Source organism: Companilactobacillus jidongensis (assembly GCF_003946575.1).
GTDB lineage: Bacteria > Bacillota > Bacilli > Lactobacillales > Lactobacillaceae > Companilactobacillus > Companilactobacillus jidongensis.
The window spans coordinates 1-20,176 of record NZ_RHOP01000004.1 but is presented as its reverse complement, the minus strand read 5'-3'; the positions used below and the strand labels follow the sequence as shown (position 1 = coordinate 20,176).

21 protein-coding genes are annotated in these 20,176 nt (G+C 35.9%); 16 read left to right on the top strand and 5 right to left on the bottom strand.

Translation table 11 applies throughout. From position 1 onward, the window contains the following. Positions 1-66: 66 nt before the first annotated feature. The gene (locus EKM68_RS02610) at positions 67-513 is read right to left on the bottom strand and encodes a MerR family transcriptional regulator (protein WP_125588106.1); all 447 of its coding nucleotides are present in this window, start codon (positions 511-513) and stop codon (positions 67-69) included. A gap of 108 nt (positions 514-621) precedes the next feature. On the opposite strand from EKM68_RS02610, the gene EKM68_RS02605 reads away from it, so the two are divergent. Next, on the top strand, positions 622-1,650 hold the full coding sequence (locus tag EKM68_RS02605; RefSeq protein WP_125588105.1) for an NAD-dependent epimerase/dehydratase family protein: 1,029 nt from the start codon (positions 622-624) through the stop codon (positions 1,648-1,650). A gap of 81 nt (positions 1,651-1,731) precedes the next feature. Next, positions 1,732-2,469, top strand: coding sequence for a class I SAM-dependent methyltransferase (locus EKM68_RS02600; RefSeq protein WP_125588104.1), 738 nt, complete (start codon positions 1,732-1,734; stop codon positions 2,467-2,469). A gap of 64 nt (positions 2,470-2,533) precedes the next feature. Here EKM68_RS02600 and EKM68_RS02595 read toward each other — a convergent pair whose 3' ends face one another. Continuing rightward, on the bottom strand, positions 2,534-3,376 hold the full coding sequence (locus EKM68_RS02595; RefSeq protein ID WP_125588103.1) for a mechanosensitive ion channel family protein: 843 nt from the start codon (positions 3,374-3,376) through the stop codon (positions 2,534-2,536). A 198-nt stretch (positions 3,377-3,574) separates the two neighbouring features. Here EKM68_RS02595 and EKM68_RS02590 point away from each other — a divergent pair, with 198 nt between their 5' ends. The 4 genes from EKM68_RS02590 (at position 3,575) to EKM68_RS02575 (ending at position 6,962) form a co-directional block, all read left to right on the top strand. Continuing rightward, positions 3,575-4,144, top strand: coding sequence for an NADPH-dependent FMN reductase (locus EKM68_RS02590; RefSeq protein ID WP_125588102.1), 570 nt, complete (start codon positions 3,575-3,577; stop codon positions 4,142-4,144). Between the two features lie 21 nt (positions 4,145-4,165). After that, on the top strand, positions 4,166-5,296 hold the full coding sequence (locus EKM68_RS02585; protein ID WP_125588101.1) for an NAD(P)H-dependent oxidoreductase: 1,131 nt from the start codon (positions 4,166-4,168) through the stop codon (positions 5,294-5,296). A 2-nt stretch (positions 5,297-5,298) separates the two neighbouring features. Further along, positions 5,299-6,234, top strand: coding sequence for an FAD:protein FMN transferase (locus EKM68_RS02580; RefSeq protein ID WP_125588100.1), 936 nt, complete (start codon positions 5,299-5,301; stop codon positions 6,232-6,234). Between the two features lie 140 nt (positions 6,235-6,374). After that, positions 6,375-6,962 carry a helix-turn-helix domain-containing protein gene (locus tag EKM68_RS02575; RefSeq protein ID WP_125588099.1) on the top strand — a complete coding sequence of 196 codons (588 nt, stop codon included), beginning with the start codon at positions 6,375-6,377 and terminating at the stop codon, positions 6,960-6,962. Between the two features lie 37 nt (positions 6,963-6,999). Here EKM68_RS02575 and EKM68_RS02570 read toward each other — a convergent pair whose 3' ends face one another. Then, the gene (locus EKM68_RS02570) at positions 7,000-7,230 is read right to left on the bottom strand and encodes a hypothetical protein (RefSeq protein ID WP_125588098.1); all 231 of its coding nucleotides are present in this window, start codon (positions 7,228-7,230) and stop codon (positions 7,000-7,002) included. Between the two features lie 57 nt (positions 7,231-7,287). Beyond that, the gene (locus tag EKM68_RS02565) at positions 7,288-7,503 is read right to left on the bottom strand and encodes a hypothetical protein (RefSeq protein WP_125588097.1); all 216 of its coding nucleotides are present in this window, start codon (positions 7,501-7,503) and stop codon (positions 7,288-7,290) included. 106 nt (positions 7,504-7,609) lie between these two features. Here EKM68_RS02565 and EKM68_RS02560 point away from each other — a divergent pair, with 106 nt between their 5' ends. Beyond that, the gene (locus tag EKM68_RS02560; protein ID WP_125588096.1) at positions 7,610-8,191 is read left to right on the top strand and encodes a peptidylprolyl isomerase; all 582 of its coding nucleotides are present in this window, start codon (positions 7,610-7,612) and stop codon (positions 8,189-8,191) included. Positions 8,192-8,244: 53 nt separating this feature from the next. Here EKM68_RS02560 and EKM68_RS02555 read toward each other — a convergent pair whose 3' ends face one another. Continuing rightward, positions 8,245-9,408, bottom strand: coding sequence for a cation:proton antiporter (locus EKM68_RS02555; RefSeq protein ID WP_125588095.1), 1,164 nt, complete (start codon positions 9,406-9,408; stop codon positions 8,245-8,247). A gap of 273 nt (positions 9,409-9,681) precedes the next feature. On the opposite strand from EKM68_RS02555, the gene EKM68_RS02550 reads away from it, so the two are divergent. From EKM68_RS02550 to EKM68_RS02510, 9 genes are all read left to right on the top strand, one after another. Next, a complete protein-coding gene (locus tag EKM68_RS02550) occupies positions 9,682-10,962 on the top strand; it encodes an ABC transporter substrate-binding protein (protein WP_225422948.1) in 1,281 nt (426 codons plus the stop codon). Further along, positions 10,949-11,827: a carbohydrate ABC transporter permease gene (locus EKM68_RS02545; protein WP_125588094.1), complete on the top strand. Its 879-nt coding sequence runs from the start codon at positions 10,949-10,951 to the stop codon at positions 11,825-11,827. The genes EKM68_RS02550 and EKM68_RS02545 overlap by 14 nt, the downstream gene beginning before the upstream one ends. Then, positions 11,820-12,638 carry a carbohydrate ABC transporter permease gene (locus EKM68_RS02540; protein ID WP_125588093.1) on the top strand — a complete coding sequence of 273 codons (819 nt, stop codon included), beginning with the start codon at positions 11,820-11,822 and terminating at the stop codon, positions 12,636-12,638. Before EKM68_RS02545 ends, EKM68_RS02540 begins: the two co-directional genes overlap by 8 nt. Positions 12,639-12,648: 10 nt before the next feature. After that, positions 12,649-13,740 carry an ABC transporter ATP-binding protein gene (locus EKM68_RS02535; protein ID WP_125588092.1) on the top strand — a complete coding sequence of 364 codons (1,092 nt, stop codon included), beginning with the start codon at positions 12,649-12,651 and terminating at the stop codon, positions 13,738-13,740. Between the two features lie 5 nt (positions 13,741-13,745). Next, entirely contained in the window at positions 13,746-14,591 is an 846-nt protein-coding gene (locus EKM68_RS02530; RefSeq protein ID WP_125588091.1) for a metallophosphoesterase family protein, read from the top strand. A gap of 169 nt (positions 14,592-14,760) precedes the next feature. Next, positions 14,761-16,488, top strand: a complete 1,728-nt coding sequence (locus EKM68_RS02525) for an ABC transporter ATP-binding protein (RefSeq protein WP_125588090.1) — start codon at positions 14,761-14,763, stop codon at positions 16,486-16,488. Continuing rightward, complete coding sequence (locus tag EKM68_RS02520; RefSeq protein WP_125588089.1) at positions 16,475-18,265, top strand: ABC transporter ATP-binding protein; 1,791 nt, start codon at positions 16,475-16,477, stop codon at positions 18,263-18,265. The genes EKM68_RS02525 and EKM68_RS02520 overlap by 14 nt, the downstream gene beginning before the upstream one ends. A gap of 23 nt (positions 18,266-18,288) precedes the next feature. After that, the gene (locus EKM68_RS02515) at positions 18,289-18,828 is read left to right on the top strand and encodes a GNAT family N-acetyltransferase (RefSeq protein ID WP_125588088.1); all 540 of its coding nucleotides are present in this window, start codon (positions 18,289-18,291) and stop codon (positions 18,826-18,828) included. 89 nt (positions 18,829-18,917) lie between these two features. Continuing rightward, the gene (locus tag EKM68_RS02510; RefSeq protein WP_125588087.1) at positions 18,918-19,763 is read left to right on the top strand and encodes an aldo/keto reductase; all 846 of its coding nucleotides are present in this window, start codon (positions 18,918-18,920) and stop codon (positions 19,761-19,763) included. The last annotated feature ends 413 nt before the right edge of the window (positions 19,764-20,176 follow it).

The following is a 20,176-nucleotide window of genomic DNA, read 5'->3' as shown; positions in this document are numbered from 1 at the left end:
TATGAAAGGACACTCCTTTTTAAGATTATTAGATACCATTATAACCTTTTTAATAAATCTTCAAAATCAATTGATATGGAATGGATCTGCCAAATGCAGATTCTTTTTTTCTCGCTGCATGTATTTTATTTGTGTATCAATAATATTTTCAGCATTGCCGGATGAATAACGGTCAATTTTCATATTTATTTCTTTGAGATTATTTTCAAGTGTTTGTTGTTCAAGGATGACTTGGCGTTTGTGTTTTAGTAATAAATCTTTTCGTTTGTCGATCGATTTTGTACCTTCCATGCAGTAATCGATGTACAGTTTAATGTCACGGATTGGCATGCTGGTATCTTTTAAACAACAGATAGTCTTGATCAATGCCATGTCTGAAGAGGTGAAAATACGATATCCAGCATCGTTTTTAGATACAAACGGTAGTAATCCGCGTTTGTCGTAATATCTGATTGTAGAAATCGATAGATTAAAGTATTCGGCGACTTCTTTTATAGAGTAAGTTTGTTCCATTTTATAACTCCTTGAAAAAAGTATTTGCCATAAACCATAGTTTAGGGTTTATTCTCATGTTAATGAAATTATATGAATATTTCAATTAAAAAACATGGAGCAATTATAATGACAAAAACAGTATTAGTAACAGGTGGAACAGGATTCTTAGGAATACAATTGATTCTTCAATTATTGCAACAGGGATACGTAGTTAGAACAACGATGAGATCAATTAAGAGTAAGAACAAAATAATAAATACATTGCAGGATAATGGAATCACAAAATTTGATAATCTACATTTTTATGAAGCGGATTTAGCTAGTGACAACAATTGGGAAACAGCTATGATGAATGTTGATTATGTATTCAGTGTTGCTTCGCCAGTTTTTTTCAACAAACCAGATAATGAGGCAGACGCGATTCGTCCAGCAGTTGAAGGCATCGTGAGGATATTGAGACTTGCGAATAAGGCACATGTCAGACGGGTAGTGATGACATCTAATTTTGGAGCAGTTGGTTTTAGTAAAAAGGTTCATGACGTAGCAACGACTGAAAATGATTGGACCGATGAAAATCAATCAGGTATGTCAATCTATGAGAAATCCAAATTATTAGCTGAAAAAGCTGCTTGGCAGTACATAGAACGTCCAGATGTTGATTTGGAATTTGCGACAGTTAATCCTGTTGCAATATTTGGTCCATCGTTAAATGGTCATTTTTCTGGTAGTTTTGATCTTCTGACAAATTTATTAAATGGTTCTGAAAAGTTCCTGGTCAATATACCGTTGAACATTGTTGACGTTAGGGATGTAGCTGATATTCATATTCGAGCAATGATAACCCCAGAAGCAAATGGACAAAGATTTATAGCCTCTGCTGACGGACAAATTTCAATGTTAGAAATAGCGGAATTATTAAAAGAAAAATGTCCTGATATTGCCGAAGGTATTCCGTCGCATCAAATGCCTAATTGGTTTATCAAAATGACGGCTTTGTTCAATAACCAAGCTCAAGAAGGAAAATTATTCTTGGATATGAATCGAAATGTTAGTAATCAAAAAGCTAAGTCGGTGCTGGGATGGCATCCTATTGCTGATAATAGTAAAATTATTTTAGATTCAGTCGACAGCATGACTGAACATGGAGCTTTATAAGAGGGATAAAAGATGATTACATTTAAGAGAGCATTGCTCCATGTGGTACAAAAATAAAAAATTAACTGCATGGAGATAAATATGAAAAATATATATGATAATGAAGATTTTTTTGAAAAATATAGTCAAATGAATCGTAGTCAAAAGGGCCTGACTGGTGCTGGCGAATGGAGTACCCTAAAACCGATATTACCTGATTTTAAAGGTAAATCCGTTCTGGATCTTGGCTGTGGTTATGGCTGGCATGACCGTTATGCGATTGAACAAGGAGCCGATGAGATTGTCGGAGTCGATATGTCTGAAAAAATGCTTGAGGTGGCTCGAGATAAAACAGCGACTGATAAAATAATTTATGTGCATGATGATATTTCTAAAATCAATTTTGCAGATAACAAGTTCGATGTTGTAATTAGTTCCTTAGCATTACACTATATTGAATCTTTTGAAGAGGTTGTTCAGAAAATAAGTAAGTATCTCAAACCAAATGGGACCTTTGTTTTTTCGGTTGAGCATCCAATTTTTACGGCTCAAGGTAGTGAAGAATGGAATTACTCTGCTGACGGTAAGATAAAAGATTTTCCAGTTGATAATTACTTCTATGAAGGTAAAAGAGAAACAGATTTCTTAGGCAAAGTAGTGGTCAAATATCACAAAACTTTAACTACTTATTTGGATGGTCTGTTGACGAATAATTTTCAGATCAGTCGGGTCGTGGAACCAATGCCACCGAAAGATATGATGAATATTCCGGGAATGAAAGACGAAATGCGTCGACCAATGATGTTGATTGTGTCGGCCATTAATAAAAAAAGAGTGTAACGTAAAAGGCCCTTGTATTTACTATGTAAATGCAAGGGCCTTTTACAGTTATATCACAGCTTTTTTATTTTGGTAATTCAATGCCAGCTTTATTTAAGGCAATTAAATATTTTTTCATCAAAAGATTTTTAACGTTAAATTGTTCGCCATGTTTGGTATAAGTAACGACTTGAATTACTAGCGTACCATCGTTTAAGTTGGAGAATCCTAAAATAGAAGGTTCTTTAGTGATTTTTAAAACTTTTAAATCGAGTTCTTTACTGACATGTTCAATAACTTGTTTGATATTGTCGAATGGAGAACTACTGGAAACAGGTATCTCAATTAGTGCTCGCATGTCATTTCGTGATTGATTACTGACGACAGTAATATTACGATTGGGGATGAAGTTCAATGTCCCATCGACACTTTTCAACTGGGTCGTTCGAATTCCAACGTAAGTAACTGTTCCTTCAATGCCGTTGACATTTATGTAGTCGCCAACACTGATTTGTTGTTCTAATAGGATGAAAAATCCATTGACCATATCAGAAACAAATCCTTGTGCGCCAAGTCCAATCGCCAAACTAAAAATTCCAGCACCGGCGATTAGTGTTCCAACAGGGATGCCAATTGCGGAAAGGATGGCATAGATCCAAAAAAATAAGAGAATATATTTAAAAATATTCAAAATGATCGTGTGTATCGTATCCATTTTATTCTGTGGAATCGGATTTTTGCTTAGTTTAAGATTACTATTAAAAATGTGCTTAATTATTTTTTTCCCGATCCAATTTATTAATAGTAATACAACTGTTAGCAGGATTAGCTGAGTCACAACTCCTAGGGCGTGCTGAGCCATTCCTTCCCAGTTGACTTTGAAGAAAATATTTTTTATAAAGCGATTTATGCTAGCGATAAGGTTCACAGCGAGACTTCCTTTCAATGCTTATTATTATATCTTATGAGGTCATAAAAAATAAAATTCCAATAATTTAAATAAAATATATAAATTTGTATATATAAATTCTGAAAGCGCTTGCCTATATTGGAAAATAATATTAAAATTATATTTGTGAAGTATTATGCAATTTACACCAAAATATAAATTAGCGGGAGGCTATTTATGAAAATTGAGGCTATCGTGGGTTCCAATAAAAAATTATCCTACAATCGTAAATTATTACAATTTATGAAGGATCATTTTGCTGACGATGAAATAAATATTAATGAGGTCAAAGATTTTCCCATGTTCAATGAAAACTATCCTGAAGGTGAAGAAGCTCATGATCCTGAACTAATTACAGAATTGGCCAAAAGAATTGAAGCAGCCGATGCTGTGATTATTGGTTGCCCGGAATATAATCATTCGGTCCCATCAGCACTAAAGAGTGCCATCGAATGGTTATCATATCGTATTCATCCACTACATGGCAAACCAGTCATGATCGTAGGTGCATCAATTCACCCTCAAGGTTCCTCTCGCTCACAAACACACTTACGTGAGATATTAGATTCACCAGGTGTTTTTGCAGAAGTATTTCCTGGAAATGAATTTTTCTTGGGAACGGCTAAAAAGGCATTTACTGATGATGGAGAATTGATCAATCAAGGAACGGTTGGTTTCTTGGAACAATGTTTTACCGGATTCAAAAAATATGCAGAAGAAATTAATGATTTCAAAAAGGTCAAATAATTTAGGAAGGAAGAATACTCTATGAAACTTGTTGCTATTGTCGGAACAAACGCTGATTTTTCATATAATCGTAAATTATTAGAATATATGAAATGGCATTTCAGAACAGCCGCCGAAATCGAAGTACTAGAAGTAAAACAATTACCACCATTCAACGAGGACCTGCCTTACAGTGAACAAACTGAGGTTTGGAGATTTAATAATAAGGTCAATACTGCTGATGGTGTGATTATTGCAACACCAGAATATGATCACTCGATCCCTGCAGCATTAAAGAGTGGTTTGGAATGGTTGTCATACAAGCATAAGACTATGAAGGAAAAACCAGTCATGATTGTGGGTGTTTCTTATGGGACACAAGGAACATCACGTGCACAACAACAATTACGTCAAATGTTGCTATCACCTGACTTGAACTCGGATGTTCTTCCTGGTAGTGAGGTCTTGATCGGTAATGCCGCAAAGACCTTTGACAAAAATGGTTTTGTGACAGATATTAATATTGTTCATAACTTGGAAGATAGTTTTGCAGCATTCAATAAATTTGTAAAATCAAATATGCGTTACTTAGAAGAGGGAGACGTTAATATGGCACAACCAAATATCAGTAGTGAAGCAAAAGTTCAATTCCGTACAGGTAGTTTGAAAATTAAAGAGATCCAACAAATCTTTAATACATTACCATTTGAAATAGATTTCATTGATGCTACAGATCACTTTTCATTTTATTCAGATAAACCTGATCGTGAGCACGTTCGTTATCCGAATGAAATTGGTGAAACTGTTGAAGAATGTCATCCACCAAAGGCTTTGCCAGGTGTTAGAGCCATCTTAGATTCATTCAAACTTGGCACACAAGACCATGTTGAACGTTGTTTACCATTGAATGGCCACAAAGTGTGGATCAATTATTTCGCAGTTCGTGATGAGAACGGAAGATACTTGGGAACAATGGAATTCACTGGTAACGTGGGTCACCTTGTTAACCTAGTTAAAGATGGTAAGTTCGATGGTTTCCCAGATGCTACATCAGGTGCTTCAAAGCATGATGATGACGCAGAAGCTACTGGACCAGCTGCTGCAGATACAGAAGCTGATGCTACAACTGGTGCTTCAGAGCATGATGAAGAAAAAGAAGATAAGACTGAATAATTATGATAGCTGATTTAGCACAACATCGTGTCGATAAATCTGGTTATGCGTTAGGAACAACTATTAACTTGACCACTTTTGGTACAATCGATGATCGTGGGGTTAATGAAGCTTTTAAGCTGATCCAAACATATGAAGATTCATTGACGGTCAATCGCAGTCATTCAGAGGTGATGGCTATTAATCATGCTGCCGGAGTGGAAGCTGTTCAGGTCTCCAGTGCGACGTACGATTTAATTAAAACAGCGATTGAATATAGTCGTCAGAATTTTGGCTTCAATACAACGATCGGTCCATTAGTTAAGTTATGGAAAATTGGATTTGTGGGTGCCAATCTTCCTAATGACAATGACATCAAAAAACGGATGAACATTATTAATCCTGATGATGTTAAGTTAGACGACAATCAAATGTCAGTTTTCTTAATGAAGTCAGGAATGGAGTTAGATCTTGGCGGCATTGCCAAAGGCTATATTGCGGATAGAATTCGTGATTTGTGGCGTGCTATGGGTATTGGCAGTGGGATTATTGATCTCGGCGGCAATATACTCTTTGTTGGCAAGAGTCCCACTCATGATGACAGACATTGGATCGTTGGAGTGCAAGATCCTACAAGCAGTCGTGGTGAAACAATCGGTAATGTTCGCATTGGCGAATGTTCCGCTGTCACAACTGGAATTTATGAACGTTATTTAGAAATAAATGGCAAGAAGTATCATCATGTCATTGATCCAAGAACTGGATATCCTTTGGACACTGATTTAGCAGGTGTGACAGTTTTTGTAAAAAATTCCATCGAAGGTGAATTGGAAGCCAAGCGCCTGTTCTTTGCCGGAGGGCCAATTCCTGATTGGGGAGTTGGTAATGACGACATTTATGGTGCTGTTTTGATTTATAAAGATGGAAGTTTCACTACTATTGACGTTAGTATAATATAATTTTTGAAAAGTATGTCTTTAATTAGATGTACTTTTTTTATCGTTATAACGATAAAAATGTATAATGGAAACTAAAAAAGTATCGGTGCAACGAAATAGAGCATCTTGAAACATAGTCTTTTGGAGAATGAGGTGCTATATTGACGTTAGAACTTGGAAATAATATTAAGCAATGCCGGGTTGAACATGAAATGACACAAGTAGATTTGGCAAATAAATTAAATGTTTCACGACAAACTATTTCTAAGTGGGAATTAGAACGCAGCTATCCTGACATAGAATCATTGATCATTTTGAGTAAGACATTTGGTATCAGTGTAGATTCATTGTTAGGACTACGCGAAAAGAAACGTTCCAGGTTCAAAAAGGAAAGAGCTGAAGCTGAACGAGTGACTTTACTCTTTAAGGAGTATTTGAATATGAAAACCAGAGATGAAAAAGTTAAAACAATGATGGATCAAATTAGTGCGGCATACTCTGATCCTGATGTTAAGCAGAATGCTGATGCTAAGAAGATACTTCTTGATTCTGCCAAGGAATTAGAGAAGTCAGAAGACGTTGATTTGGTTTCAACTAGATTGTGTAAGAAGATTGCCGCTTATTGTTTTTCACATCCCAAGGAACCGTTAAGGGCTTTGGTCGTATTGCATGAACAAGTTAAGCATTACGCCGTGAAGTATGATGCTACAGCATTGACAGCCATGTTAGCAGGTACTATGTGGTTTTAAAAAAATGGATTCAGATGTAATTCTGAATCCATTTTTTTTAATTCTCGAAATGTTCAACGGCACTTTTTAGGGCGTCACAGAGGTCGTAATACAATTCATCTTTGCCCCATTCAAAAAATCTATTAGGATCAGAAGTATCTAATAGTGCCAAGGCTGCCTTGACCTTTAAGTCATCTCCGAAATAATCGACGTGAGAATTTTCTGAAATGAGGATCTTCAGAACCTCACCAGATTCTAAGTCGTGTCGTTCAATACCTATTTTTGCCATTGTGATTCTCCATTTATTATTTTGTCGTTTTTACGACATAATTAAAATTTCGTGATTTTAGAGATATTGAACGGATTTTTTTAAGGTACTACATAGTTTGATGTAGGAGTCATATTCTTCTTGAGTTGTGTAGTCGAGATCTGATAGTGAATTTATTAGTGCAATAGCGGCCTTGAGACGCAATTCATTGGTAAAATTATTTTGTCCTGTGGCATGGATCATTAACTGATCATCATTGATTACGTCGTGATTGATGATTTCTAGCGTGTGCATGAAAAAACTCCTTTATATAAGTCCTGAATTAAGATATACCTGATAATTATTGGTATAATTTAAATTACGAGAAAAATATTAAAATGAACTTCGAAAGGAATAAAAAATGTATCCACAATTAAATTTAGACAGTGCTACAGGCACAAAGGTTACTATTAAAACAAATCACGGTGATATCAAGATTCAATTATTTGATGAACTAGTACCTAAGACAGTTAAAAACTTCGTTGAATTGGCTAAGAAGGAATATTATAACGGCGTTATTTTTCACCGTGTGATTCCTGATTTCATGATTCAGGGTGGCGATCCAACTGGTACTGGTATGGGTGGCGAAAGTATTTATGGTGATGCCTTTGAAGATGAATTTTCAAGTGAGTTATTCAACTTGGACGGAGCGTTATCAATGGCAAATTCTGGCCCAAATACTAACGGTAGTCAATTCTTTATAGTTTCGAATCAAAATCTTCCTAAGCGTATGATCAAACAAATGGCTCCTGCAGGTTATCCAGAGGAAGTTATTGCTGCATACAAAAATGGTGGAACACCTTGGTTGGATCACAGACATACAGTTTTTGGTCAAGTTATCGACGGTATGGATGTTGTTAGAGAAATCGCCAAAGTAAAACGCGACCATAATGACAAGCCTAATGATGCTGTTGTTATGGAAAGTATTGAAGTAGCTGAATAATTTACGTAATAAAAAAATCGTTCTCAATTCAAATTTGAATTGGGAACGATTTTTTAGTTTAAGTCTTGTGGAGAAGTTTTGGCAGCATGTTTGAGTAGGAATGGAGCAATCAAGGTGGTTAGGATAACCGCTGCAATGATAGCGGAGTAGTAATCTGAGGAAATCAGTTTGGATTGATAACCAATTTGTGCAATGATAAGAGCCATTTCTCCACGAGAAACCATTCCTGCACCGACCATGTACGATTCGTTCATATTGAATTTGGATATGCGAGCACCAAGTCCAGCTCCGAGTAACTTCGAAATAATTGCCACGATAGTTAGAACTACAATGAACCAGAGGTCATGTTCAATCCCGTTTAGAGTCATATTCAAGCCGATACTTACGAAGAAAACAGGAATGAAGATGGCATATCCGATTGGTTCGATACTACGGTCAACTTCTTCACGTACTTGGGTTTGTGAGATGGCAATTCCGGCAAAAAAAGCACCAACAACGGAACTTAATCCGATCGAGTCAGCAATGTATGCCATACCAAAGCAGAGAATCATTGCCATAATAGTAGGGCCAACGGGGATAAATAATTTTTCACCGATTTTAGCCATGTACGGAGCTACAAATTTAACGACAAAGTAAATTGCGACGAAATAAATTATTTGTTCAGCAAATGTTATTAGGAGGGATGGTCCTCCAGATGAAGTTTTTCCACCTCCGAGCAGACTGACCATAACACTTAAAATAACAACGGCTAAAATGTCATCAACTACTGCGGCACCAAGGATAGTTGCGCCAGCTTTTCCATTCAAAACGTTGAGTTCTTTTAAGACTGCTACAGAGATTGAAACTGAAGTGGCAGCAAAAATAACACTCAAGAATAAACTCTCAATAGCATTCATATGAAACATCATACCGACGCCATAGGTTAGTGCTACTGGTACGATAACTCCGAGAATCGCAACCAGAAAACTAGGTTTAAGATATTTCTTCAGCAATTTCATGTCGCTTTCGATACCAGCGATGAACATTAAAATAATTACTCCCATTTCTGAGAAAACGTGAATAAACTCAGTTGGTCTGACCCAATTGAGGATTGCCGGACCTAGTATGATACCGACCAATAGTTGTCCGATGACGGCCGGAACACCGATGCGTGATGAGTAATGACCTACGATTGTTGTGGTAATTAGTATTAGGACTAAGATTCCTAAGAAACCCATAAATTATATTTCTCCTTTAGAGGATTAAAAAAAGCCCCAAAATAACCCTCCTCACACCCCTGAGCAGGAATCACCTTGAAGCTTTCGCCAACCGATCTATCATATTTAATTTATAACATAATAACATATTGTTTTTATTGCTGTATAGCTAGTTGCTTAAAAAATATTGGCACAGAAATTTCTCAATATAAAAACTTTACACAAACAATACATTAAGTATATAAGAAATATACATTCGTTCCCTAATATATATTACACACAGGAGGGAAAGAATTGAAAACAAAATATTTTAAGCAATTTTTAGCTTTGGTTGGATTAGCATTGATGGCTGTCATTTTTGCAGGCTGCTCATCAACTTCTAAGACTTCAGCTAATGCAGTGACACACATTACTTACTGGCACGTTAACGCTCAAACTCAAGGTGGCGCGACGGTTGATGAACTAGTTAAAGAGTTCAATAAGACCCACAAGAATATTAAGGTTACCGCTAAGTACAATCCCAATATGTATAAAGGATTGATGCAAAATCTTCAATCGGCTCAAGCCTCAGGTAAGGTCCCTGACGTTACCCAAGTGGGTTGGGCTTATGATAATTACTTCTCTAGTAACTTCAAATACATGACATCAACTGATGCGGCTAAGAAATTCGACGGTAATGACAAATTTATTACTGATCATTTTACAACGAAGACTTTGTCATTCGCTAAGGATGCTAACAAGAAGTTAGTTGGTTTACCTTATTCATTAAGTACCCCAGTTTTATTCGTTAATAAGGATTTATTAAAGCAATACAATATTGATGTTAAGTCATTAGACACTTGGGAAGGTGTACAAAAAGCCGCTAAGAGTATCAATGAGCAAAGTGGCAAGTATGGATTGTACATCCAAGAACCAGGTGATACCTGGGCACAACAAGCTATTATGTTAAGTAATGGTGCTGATATTCAAAAGAACGGTAAGGCTGCATTTGCCAGTGAAAATGGCGAAGGTGCGTACAAGCTTTATCAAGAAATGGTTACAGATAAGACTGCGCTTCACACGCCATGGGCACAAGGGATGGATTCATTCGTTAAGGGTGACGTTGCCATGGCATTCACAACAATTGCCCAAGCATCACATATCAAGAAGGGTGCCAGCTTCAACGCAAGTGCTATCATTGCTCCACATTTCGAAGGTCATAAGACTACTGTTCCAGTTGGTGGTTCAATGTTGGCTATCACTGCCCAAGATGCTACACAACAAAAAGCCGCATGGGAATTTGAGAAATTCATGTTCAAAACTAGTTCATCAGTTACTTGGAGCAAGGGTACAGGATACTTACCTCCAACTAAGGATGCTCTAGAATCAAAAGAATTCAAAGACCATGTTAGTGAGAATCCAATGTTAGTTCCAGCGGTTAATACACTAGACAAGGCAATTCCGTGGACTTCATTCCCTAAGAATGGTTTACAAGCAGAACAAGCAATGATCGATGCCCGTGACAAGATTTTATCTGGTAGTGATATTTCATCTACATTGAAATCGGCGCAGGAAAAGATAAATGCACAACAATAAAAAAATTCTACCGTTTATATATTTATTACCCACGGGAATTTTACTAACTATTTTTATGGTTATTCCAATTATTTATACTTTCTATTTAAGTTTCTTTGATTGGAATCTTATCGCGCCAACGAAGGATTTTGTGGGGATGAGAAACTATATCGAAGTCTTTACTGATCCGGTTAATCAAAAAGTATTAATGAATACTTTCTTTTATATTATTTTATTACTAGTTTTGAATTTTATAGTTCCATACGTAATTTCTTTAATAGTTAAATTTTTTATTAAACGAATGCAGGGTGCATATAAGATTATTTTCTTTATTCCCAGTTTGTTCTCATTGGTAGTAGGAGCAATGATTTTTTCTTGGCTCTTGAATCCAGTTTCTGGACCAGTTGCGTTCCTATTTAGAGAAAGTGGTTTTGTACTTCCGAATTGGACTAACTCAGGTGGACTAGCAATTGTAGTGATCTGTTTGATTACTAATTGGAAAGTTTTTGGATATAATTTCATTTTGTTATTAACAGGGTTAGGTTCAATACCGAAGAATATCGTAGATGCTACGACAATCGATCGAATTCCTAAATGGCGTATGATTTGGAATATTGTTTTACCAATGAATAAGAGTATTGCCATTTATGTTTTGATTCTGACTATCGTGCAAGGACTTCAATATGTTTTTACGCCAATTAACGTTATTACAACTGGTGGTCCTTACTATGGATCTTCTAATGTTTTGTATCACACATATTTGAATGCATTTGTTCTATATAAGACAGGTAATGCTTCGGCACTTGCCATTACAACATTTTTGATTTTTTTAGTACTGCTCTACTTAGAAATCAGATTTGTGGAAGGCAGGTCAAGATATGAATAGGAAGAAGAATGCTTTATGGCATTTACCTTTGATGATTATTGGAATTATCGCATTGTTACCGGTAGTCTTCATGATTTCCAACTCATTTAAGACATTGCAAGAGTCATATCAGTCGATTTTGAGTTTGATTCCGAATAAACCAACGACAATTAATTACACTACCTTGAATCATCAAGTGAACTTGGCTCGGTTGGCCTGGAACACATTTTTCATGGCAACATTAGTTACTTTGGGTAAGTTATTTACCGGTTTATTAGCTGCCTATGCTTTTCGATATTATCAATTCAAACATAAGAATTTAATTTATCTTTTGTTTGTTGCAACGATTTTTGTACCATTCACTATTGTGATGATTCCCAATTATCTTGTTATAGCCAAGCTGAATCTTTTGAATAGTGTGATAGGAGTTGCGTTACCACAATTATGTGATGCAACGGGTATTATGATTTTTTTGAAAACGATGGAGAAGATTCCAGGAAGTTTGTTTGATTCATTAAAGATTGATGATATTCCAAATCGTCGAATTTTCTTTAATATTGTTTTACCAATTTTAAAACCAAGCATTATCAGTGTTGGAGCCATGTTCTTCATTAACTCATGGAATGAATATGTTTGGCCAACGTTGATTTTGAAAGACAAGAGTAGTTTTACTTTGCCATTAGCGCTTCAAAATTATATTTCTAGTGAGGGTGGGACTAATTTTCCATTAGCTATGGCATTATCATCAATTATGATTGTTGTACCATTGATCATTTATTTGATTTTCCAACGTTATATTTTGAATAGCATCAGCAATAGCGGACTGAAGTAAGGGGTAGAGAATGAGCGATAATAACGCAACTATTGAATTAAAAGAGATTACTAAAGATTTTAAGAATACTAAGGTTATCGATCAGCTGAACTTAAAAGTTGCGGCAGGAGAATTTTTAGTTCTATTAGGTCCTTCTGGATGTGGTAAATCTACTACTTTACGAATGATCGCTGGTCTGGAGTCTGTAAGTAATGGAGAAGTTTTAATTGATGGGGATGATTTGAAAAAAAAGGCAAACGATGGTCATACAATTGCGATGGTTTTCCAGGATTATGCTCTATATCCGAACATGACTGTTTACCAAAATTTGGAATATGCCTTAAAAGTTCATAAAGTCGCCAAAGATGAAAGACAGAAACGTTTAGAATCTATTTTGGAAACGCTGAATTTATCTGATTACAGGGATCGTTTACCGTCAGAATTATCCGGTGGTCAGAAACAGCGTGTGGCTCTGGGCAGGGGAATGGCTAAAAAAAGTAAAATATTTCTTTTGGATGAGCCGTTGTCTAATATCGATGTCCAGTTACGAGAAAAAGCTCGTGATGAAATTCAAAGCCTTCATGATAGAAATAAACAAACTATTGTTTACGTGACACATGATCAATTAGAAGCTATGGCTTTGGGGGATAGAATTGCTGTGATGAATGATGGAATCATTCAAATGGTTGACACTCCCGAAAATATTTATAAAAATCCAACTAATTTATTTGTAGCCAAATTCATTGGTACTCCACAAATAAATGTGCTGCCAGTATGGTATCAAGATGGATATTTAACGATGGATGAAACAAAGTTGGTCAAACTAGATCGAATAAATAGTATTGATCCAAAGGATTACCTTTTAGGAGTACGTCCCGAGCATATCAAAGTTTCAAAAAACTCTGAAAGTGAATTCTCTGTTCCTACTAAAGTAACTAAGATTGTTGATTACGGACGATATATTCAGTTGACACTGGATCTAAATGGTCAGCATGTCATTAAAGCAGTAACTAAAGATATAGATTGCAAAATTGATGACACAGTTTTTATTAGAATTGATGAACGGACAAGTATTATTTTTGATAAAGATTCTCAAAAAAATATTTACTGGGACAGGGTTTAACTTTTATGAAAACTAATGAGTTAAAAATAGTTCAAATAACTGATACTCATTTAACGCCAAGAGATGCTAAACCAGCTAACCATCAGCGAGTTGATCCATACATTAAACTACAAAATATTTTTCAAGATGTAGAATTAATGCCTGATCGGCCAGACATGGCTGTTATAAGCGGTGATTTAGTTCATGAAGGTGTTGAGTTTGATTACCAAAAATTAAAAGACATCATTGATTATCAGAGTCAAAGGTTACATATTCCCATTTATGTAATATTAGGCAATCATGATCGAACAGAGGCCTTTTATCGTGGCTATTTAGAAGAAGAACCACAAGAGAAGTACTATTACGGTATTGCAACAGGGTTATGTGATATTTATTTTATTGATAGTACTTACGGTGACATTGAGCAGGGCTATATCAATAATGAACAACTGGATTGGCTCAAGCGGTCGCTCCAGAATTCAGATAAGAAAATGTCGTTGATCTTCATGCATCATCCAGTCGATGGTCCGGCAGTAATACATATGCGTTACAGTATTTTACAAAACAGTGAAGAATTATTAGATATTGTTCAAGGTAGCAGTGTCAAAGCTATTTTTTCAGGACATATCCATTTTCCAACTGAGTTTAATCGTGAAAACATTTTATGCAGTACTGCTGATTCGAGTGCGTATCACATTAATTGTGATAATCATCATAATCACTTGGTAATGGATGCAACCAGTTATAATATCATCACGGTTGCTGATGACAAAGTAGGTGTTGAGACCAGATCGTTATTGGTACATGATGAAATTATTAATCAAGTTCCGATTGATGATACTGACTTCGTTGACAGGAATATGTTTGTATAAATTGATAGATCGTATCTACAAAGGTAGGTGCGGTCTATTTGTTTGTTAAAAATAAACGATTGCGCTAGAATTATAACGATTCAACGACAAACTAATAAGCGTTACGGAATCTTAGTCCTTACTAGGCTATGGATACGTGACGCTTTTTTTAGATTTAGGAGGTTCTGGATTGTTTAAGATTATCATGCAGCACATTCATGGAAGAGCCAAATTATTCTTTTTTATGTCACCACTAATAATGATGGGTGAGGTGTTTTGTGATTTACAACAACCAACCTTGATGTCGCAGATCATTGACAATGGACTTGCTAAAAACGATTTACATTACGTTATCAATCATGCACTATTAATGCTTATGTTCGCTATGTTGGGATTGATTTTTGGTGCTACAGGCGGAACCTTAGGCAGTTATGCATCTTTGAAGATGGGCCAACAATTACGCAGTCATATGTTAGAAATATCGTTGATAGATCGTAATCCGGGTGGTTTGGAACCGGCAACTTTGATTACAAGAATTACTAACGATGTTACTCAGATGCAAACATTAGTTATGATGATGACAAGAGGTATGGTTAGATCCCCAATGCTTTTATTTGGTGGCATTGTTATGTCGATAATTATATGTCCCGATTTAGCGCCGATCCTTTTTGTTATCATGCCAATTTTAGTTATTTTTTTATTGATAGTTGTATTGAAGAGTATTCCAAAATATACCAAAATGCAGCAAGCAATTGATACCGTTAATAGAATTATGCGAGAAAACTTACAGGGTGCCAAAACTATAAAGTCCTATGTTTTGGAAAATCACCAAATGAACCAATTTAAAGATGAAAACAATCATTTACGCCAAACCAGTCAAAATGCGGCAATGGCAACGGTGATCTTGTCACCAATCATTCAATTGATGCTTAATCTAGGCGTAGTTGTGGCATTAGGTTATGGTGGTAGTTTGGCAATCAGTAAAACTATTAGTAATGGTCAAATCATTGCTTTCGTCAATTATATGATTCAAATTACTAGCGCAATGATTCAGACCGTAAATATTATTACTTCATTCTCACGTGCAATAACTAGTTCAGCTAGGGTGCAAGCGGTACTTGATGAAGAACCAAAAAAGCAAGTTACAACTTCTTCGAACGATAAACCTGTAGACGACAGTATTTCATTTGATGATGTAACTTTTGGTTATCAGACTAGTGAACCCATCTTGGACAAAGTGACTTTTAATGTTCCAGATGGTGATTGGCTTGGAATAATTGGTGCAACCGGTTCAGGCAAAAGTTCATTGATAAAACTATTAACTAGAAGTTTTGACGAATACGATGGGATTATAAAAATTGGTGGAGTTGATATTCAAAAAATGAATCTCCAAGACGTTCATCAGAAAATGACGGTTGCACTACAGGATTCGTTATTATTTTCAGGAACTGTTCGTAGTAATTTAACTTATGGCAATGAGTCTGCTACTGATGAGGATCTAGATGTTTCATCAGATATTGCTGACGCATCAGAATTCATTGATAAATTACCCAAACGCTATGATTCCGTTGTAGAACAAACTGGTAAGAACTTTTCTGGAGGTCAACGTCAGCGACTTAATATTGCTCGGTCAATTGTTCCAAATTCGGATATTCTGGTGATGGATGATGCCACCAGTGCTGTAGATCAGGAGACCAATGCCAGAATTAAAAATCGTCTTGAAAAATATCGTAAGAATAAGACAACAATTATCATTTCACAACGTGTTACTAATGTAATGGATTGTAATCAAATAATAGTTCTGATAAATGGAAGAATATCAGCAAGTGGTACGCATAAAGAGCTATTGAAAGAATCAACGTTTTATAGGCAACTGGTTCAGACACAGTTAGGTGGTGGCATAAATGGACATGCATAGACGTGTTCCACGGAATATTCATCCTGAAAAGGTTCAACTTAACAATTGGAAAGATACAGTGAAACGGGTTTGGAATTATTTGGATGCTCGAAAAATCAAACTTTTTATTGTCTTTTTATTAACTATCGTTACTACAGCGGTCACCATTGTCGGAAATCGTATAAATGGTTTGGTAATAGATGACTACATTTCTAAAAATCAATTGCATGCATTATTAGTTATTTGTTCAATAATGGCAGTAATGTATGTTGTTTCGAGTTTTTTTACGTACTTTCAAAATTCAATCATTATAAAAGTTGCCCAAGATACTAGTGCCAGAATTAGACATGACGTCTTTACTAATTTACAGCGTCTACCAATGAAATATTTTGACACTCATGATAACGGAGATGTTATGAGTCGCTTGACTAATGATGTGGATAATATTAATACAGCCTTGATGCAAACATTCGTTCAATTATTCACGGGAATAATCAGTGTTATTGGCATGGGAATGGCCATGCTGATTTTGTCGCCTTTATTGACTGGTATTACTTTGTTGAGTTCCGTTGCTACATACTTTTTTTCAAAAGCTATTTCCAAAATCACTCAAAAAGCATTTATGACACAACAACGGGATCTGGGTAGTTTAAATACTCAAATCGAAGAGTCAGTTTCGGGCAAACAATTGGTGCAGTTGTTTGATCACACAGAAAGCACTATGTCAGAATTTGATCGAACGAACGGGGAATATACTAAAGCTGCATTTAAGGCGCAGTCACTTTCTTCAATAATCGGCCCATTCAATAATATGACAAATAACGTTGCTTATTTATTGATAACAATGGCTGGCGCAATATCAATATTATCCGGTAGTAAGGCAATTACGGTCGGGACAATATTTACATTTTTAATTTACTTACGTAATTTCACTGGTCCAATCAATAATGTGTTGAATTTAATCAATACATTGCAACTATCTTTGGCCAGTGCAGAACGTGTTTTCGAATTGATTGATGAGGAACCAGAACAAGATAATAGTGACGCAGTGGCTGTGAAGCAGACTGCGGGCAATGTTCAGTTTGATCATGTCACATTTGCTTATGACAAAAAGACCATTCTAAAGGATATCAATTTAACGGCTAAACAAGGAGAAGTCGTAGCACTCGTGGGACCAACTGGAGCAGGTAAAACTACGATTATGAATTTACTGACCAATCTTTATCCGCTTAAGAAGGGACGTGTTTTGCTTGATGGCAGGGATGTTACTGCTATTCATATGTATGACTTAAGGCGCTTAGTCACTGTAGTGCAACAGGAATCATTCTTGTTCACGATGAGCATTCGTGAAAATATTCGGCTAGGTCGCCCATCAGCAACTGATAATGAAGTTGAAGAAGCGGCGAAACAAGCTAACGCTGATACATTTATTAACCAGCTTCCTGATGGATATGACACAATATTGACTGAAAATGCTCGTAGTTTATCTCAAGGCCAGCGACAACTATTGAGTATCGCTCGGGCTTTTGTGACTGGTGCACCAGTCTTAGTGTTGGATGAGGCAACAGCTTCAATTGATAGTAATACTGAAGCTGATGTGCAATTAGCGATGACTGCACTAATGCGAAATAAGACTAGTTTCGTAATTGCTCATCGTTTGTCGACTATTCAGCGTGCTGATCAAATATTAGTTATTAATGATGGGAAGATAATTGAACAAGGAACGCATCAGAGCTTGCTAGCCAAGCATGGATTTTATTCTGAATTGTATAATAGTCAATTTGATATAACGAACTAGTTATATAGAAGGTAGATGAACTAATGATAAAAATCAGATCGGCTATGGAAAGTGATGTTCAAGCATTATTGGATATTTACAAACCGTATGTTTTAAAAACTGATATTACTTTTGAATATGATGTTCCCTCAATAGAAGAATTCACCAAACGTATCCGAAGTATTTCACAGGTATATCCGTACTTGATTGCTGAAGAAGACGGTCAAATCCTTGGATATGCTTATGCAAGTAAATACAATGATAGAGCCGCATATGATTGGACAGCCGAGACAAGCATATATTTGGATAGTGAAAGCAAGGGAAAAGGGATTGGAGGGATGTTGTATCAATCTTTGGAAGCTGATCTTACTAAACAAGGGATCGTTAATCTTTTTGCCTGTATTACTGGGAATAATCAAGGTAGTGTCAACTTTCATAAGAAAATGGGATATTCAGATATGGGTAGATTTGAAAAAGCAGGCTTCAAATTTGGAAATTGGCTGGACATTATTTGGATGCAGAAAACATTGAATGAGCATGTGCATGAAATGAATCCAATAAAAGTTTTTAAAAAAATTGAATAAATGACTTGCCTTAAAGTTCACTTCAAGGTTTATGATGCATTTATTGATTGGAAACAATCAGTCTTAAACCTATTAAAGAAGGTATTGTAATGACACAATTAACAGAAACTTTTAAATTATCTAATGACGTAGAAATTCCTCAAGTAGCATTTGGCACATGGCAAATTCCAGCAAGTAAGGCACATAAGGCAGTACTTGATGCTTTGACAGTTGGCTATCGCCATATCGATACAGCACTTGCCTATGCAAATGAAAAAGAAGTTGGACAAGCGGTTAGAGATTCAGGAATCGATCGTAGTGAGATCTTCGTAACTTCAAAATTACCAGGTGAAACCAAAACATATGAAGGTGCTCTCAGAGACTTCAATACGACTATGAACAACCTCGATATTGATTATTTGGATCTATACTTGGTACACGCCCCATGGCCATGGGGACAAATGGGTTCCAACTATGACAAAGAGAATCTTGATGTTTGGCGTGCAATGGAAGAAATTTATGAAACCGGCCGTGTTAAGGCAATCGGTGTTTCTAACTTTAATGTACATGATTTACAGAATGTGATGAGTATGGCTAAAGTAAAGCCAATGGTTGATCAAATTCAATATTATGTCGGCTATACAGAACCTAAGATCACCAAGTTTTCAAAAGATAATGACATTTTGGTAGAAGCATATTCACCATTAGCTACTGGTGGTTTGCTAAACAATGCTGATATCAATGAAATAGCTACGAAGTATGGTGTGAGTGTGCCACAACTAGCTATTAAGTTTGTAATTCAAAATGGAGTATTGCCATTACCAAAGGCAACACAACTTCCACATATTGAAGCTAATGCGAAGTTGGACTTTACCATTAGTGATGAAGATATGAGAACCTTGAACCAGATGCCAGATACAGCACCAATGGCATTTCATAACCCTACACAAGAATAATCAATGTTGGCATTCCTTGAAGGAATGCCTTTTTGTTTGGAGATATCTATATTACCGGTAGGCTTGTCTCAACTGTTGGAAAAAATCATATGATGCAGCTGGCACATAAATTGAAACAAAGTATGCTGCGAGAATTATTGACATACTATAGTAGCATTTTGTACAATAGTTACTGAAATCGCAACTTCAAACGAGTATCAATAAAAGTATTTTCAATAAAAATGAAAAAACTTTTAAAAAGTACTTGCAATGATGATAACCAACTAGTAATATATTATTTGTTGTTGCGACAGAGCAACGGCGACAACGGCTTGAGAGCCTCCAACTCGATAGTCGTTGAAAAATTATTTTAAAAAGTTCTTGACATCATGTTGGGTTCTTGATAAACTAATTGAGTCGCTTGTTAAGAAGTT

Bases quoted from the DNA above. Each gene is read 5' to 3' on its own strand.
- EKM68_RS02610 (WP_125588106.1), bottom strand. From the start codon at position 513: ATGGAACAAACTTACTCTATAAAAGAAGTCGCCGAATACTTTAATCTA.
- EKM68_RS02605 (WP_125588105.1), top strand. From the start codon at position 622: ATGACAAAAACAGTATTAGTAACAGGTGGAACAGGATTCTTAGGAATA.
- EKM68_RS02600 (WP_125588104.1), top strand. From the start codon at position 1,732: ATGAAAAATATATATGATAATGAAGATTTTTTTGAAAAATATAGTCAA.
- EKM68_RS02590 (WP_125588102.1), top strand. From the start codon at position 3,575: ATGAAAATTGAGGCTATCGTGGGTTCCAATAAAAAATTATCCTACAAT.
- EKM68_RS02585 (WP_125588101.1), top strand. From the start codon at position 4,166: ATGAAACTTGTTGCTATTGTCGGAACAAACGCTGATTTTTCATATAAT.
- EKM68_RS02580 (WP_125588100.1), top strand. From the start codon at position 5,299: ATGATAGCTGATTTAGCACAACATCGTGTCGATAAATCTGGTTATGCG.
- EKM68_RS02570 (WP_125588098.1), bottom strand. From the start codon at position 7,230: ATGGCAAAAATAGGTATTGAACGACACGACTTAGAATCTGGTGAGGTT.
- EKM68_RS02565 (WP_125588097.1), bottom strand. From the start codon at position 7,503: ATGCACACGCTAGAAATCATCAATCACGACGTAATCAATGATGATCAG.
- EKM68_RS02560 (WP_125588096.1), top strand. From the start codon at position 7,610: ATGTATCCACAATTAAATTTAGACAGTGCTACAGGCACAAAGGTTACT.
- EKM68_RS02555 (WP_125588095.1), bottom strand. From the start codon at position 9,408: ATGGGTTTCTTAGGAATCTTAGTCCTAATACTAATTACCACAACAATC.
- EKM68_RS02545 (WP_125588094.1), top strand. From the start codon at position 10,949: ATGCACAACAATAAAAAAATTCTACCGTTTATATATTTATTACCCACG.
- EKM68_RS02540 (WP_125588093.1), top strand. From the start codon at position 11,820: ATGAATAGGAAGAAGAATGCTTTATGGCATTTACCTTTGATGATTATT.
- EKM68_RS02535 (WP_125588092.1), top strand. From the start codon at position 12,649: ATGAGCGATAATAACGCAACTATTGAATTAAAAGAGATTACTAAAGAT.
- EKM68_RS02530 (WP_125588091.1), top strand. From the start codon at position 13,746: ATGAAAACTAATGAGTTAAAAATAGTTCAAATAACTGATACTCATTTA.
- EKM68_RS02520 (WP_125588089.1), top strand. From the start codon at position 16,475: ATGGACATGCATAGACGTGTTCCACGGAATATTCATCCTGAAAAGGTT.
- EKM68_RS02515 (WP_125588088.1), top strand. From the start codon at position 18,289: ATGATAAAAATCAGATCGGCTATGGAAAGTGATGTTCAAGCATTATTG.
- EKM68_RS02510 (WP_125588087.1), top strand. From the start codon at position 18,918: ATGACACAATTAACAGAAACTTTTAAATTATCTAATGACGTAGAAATT.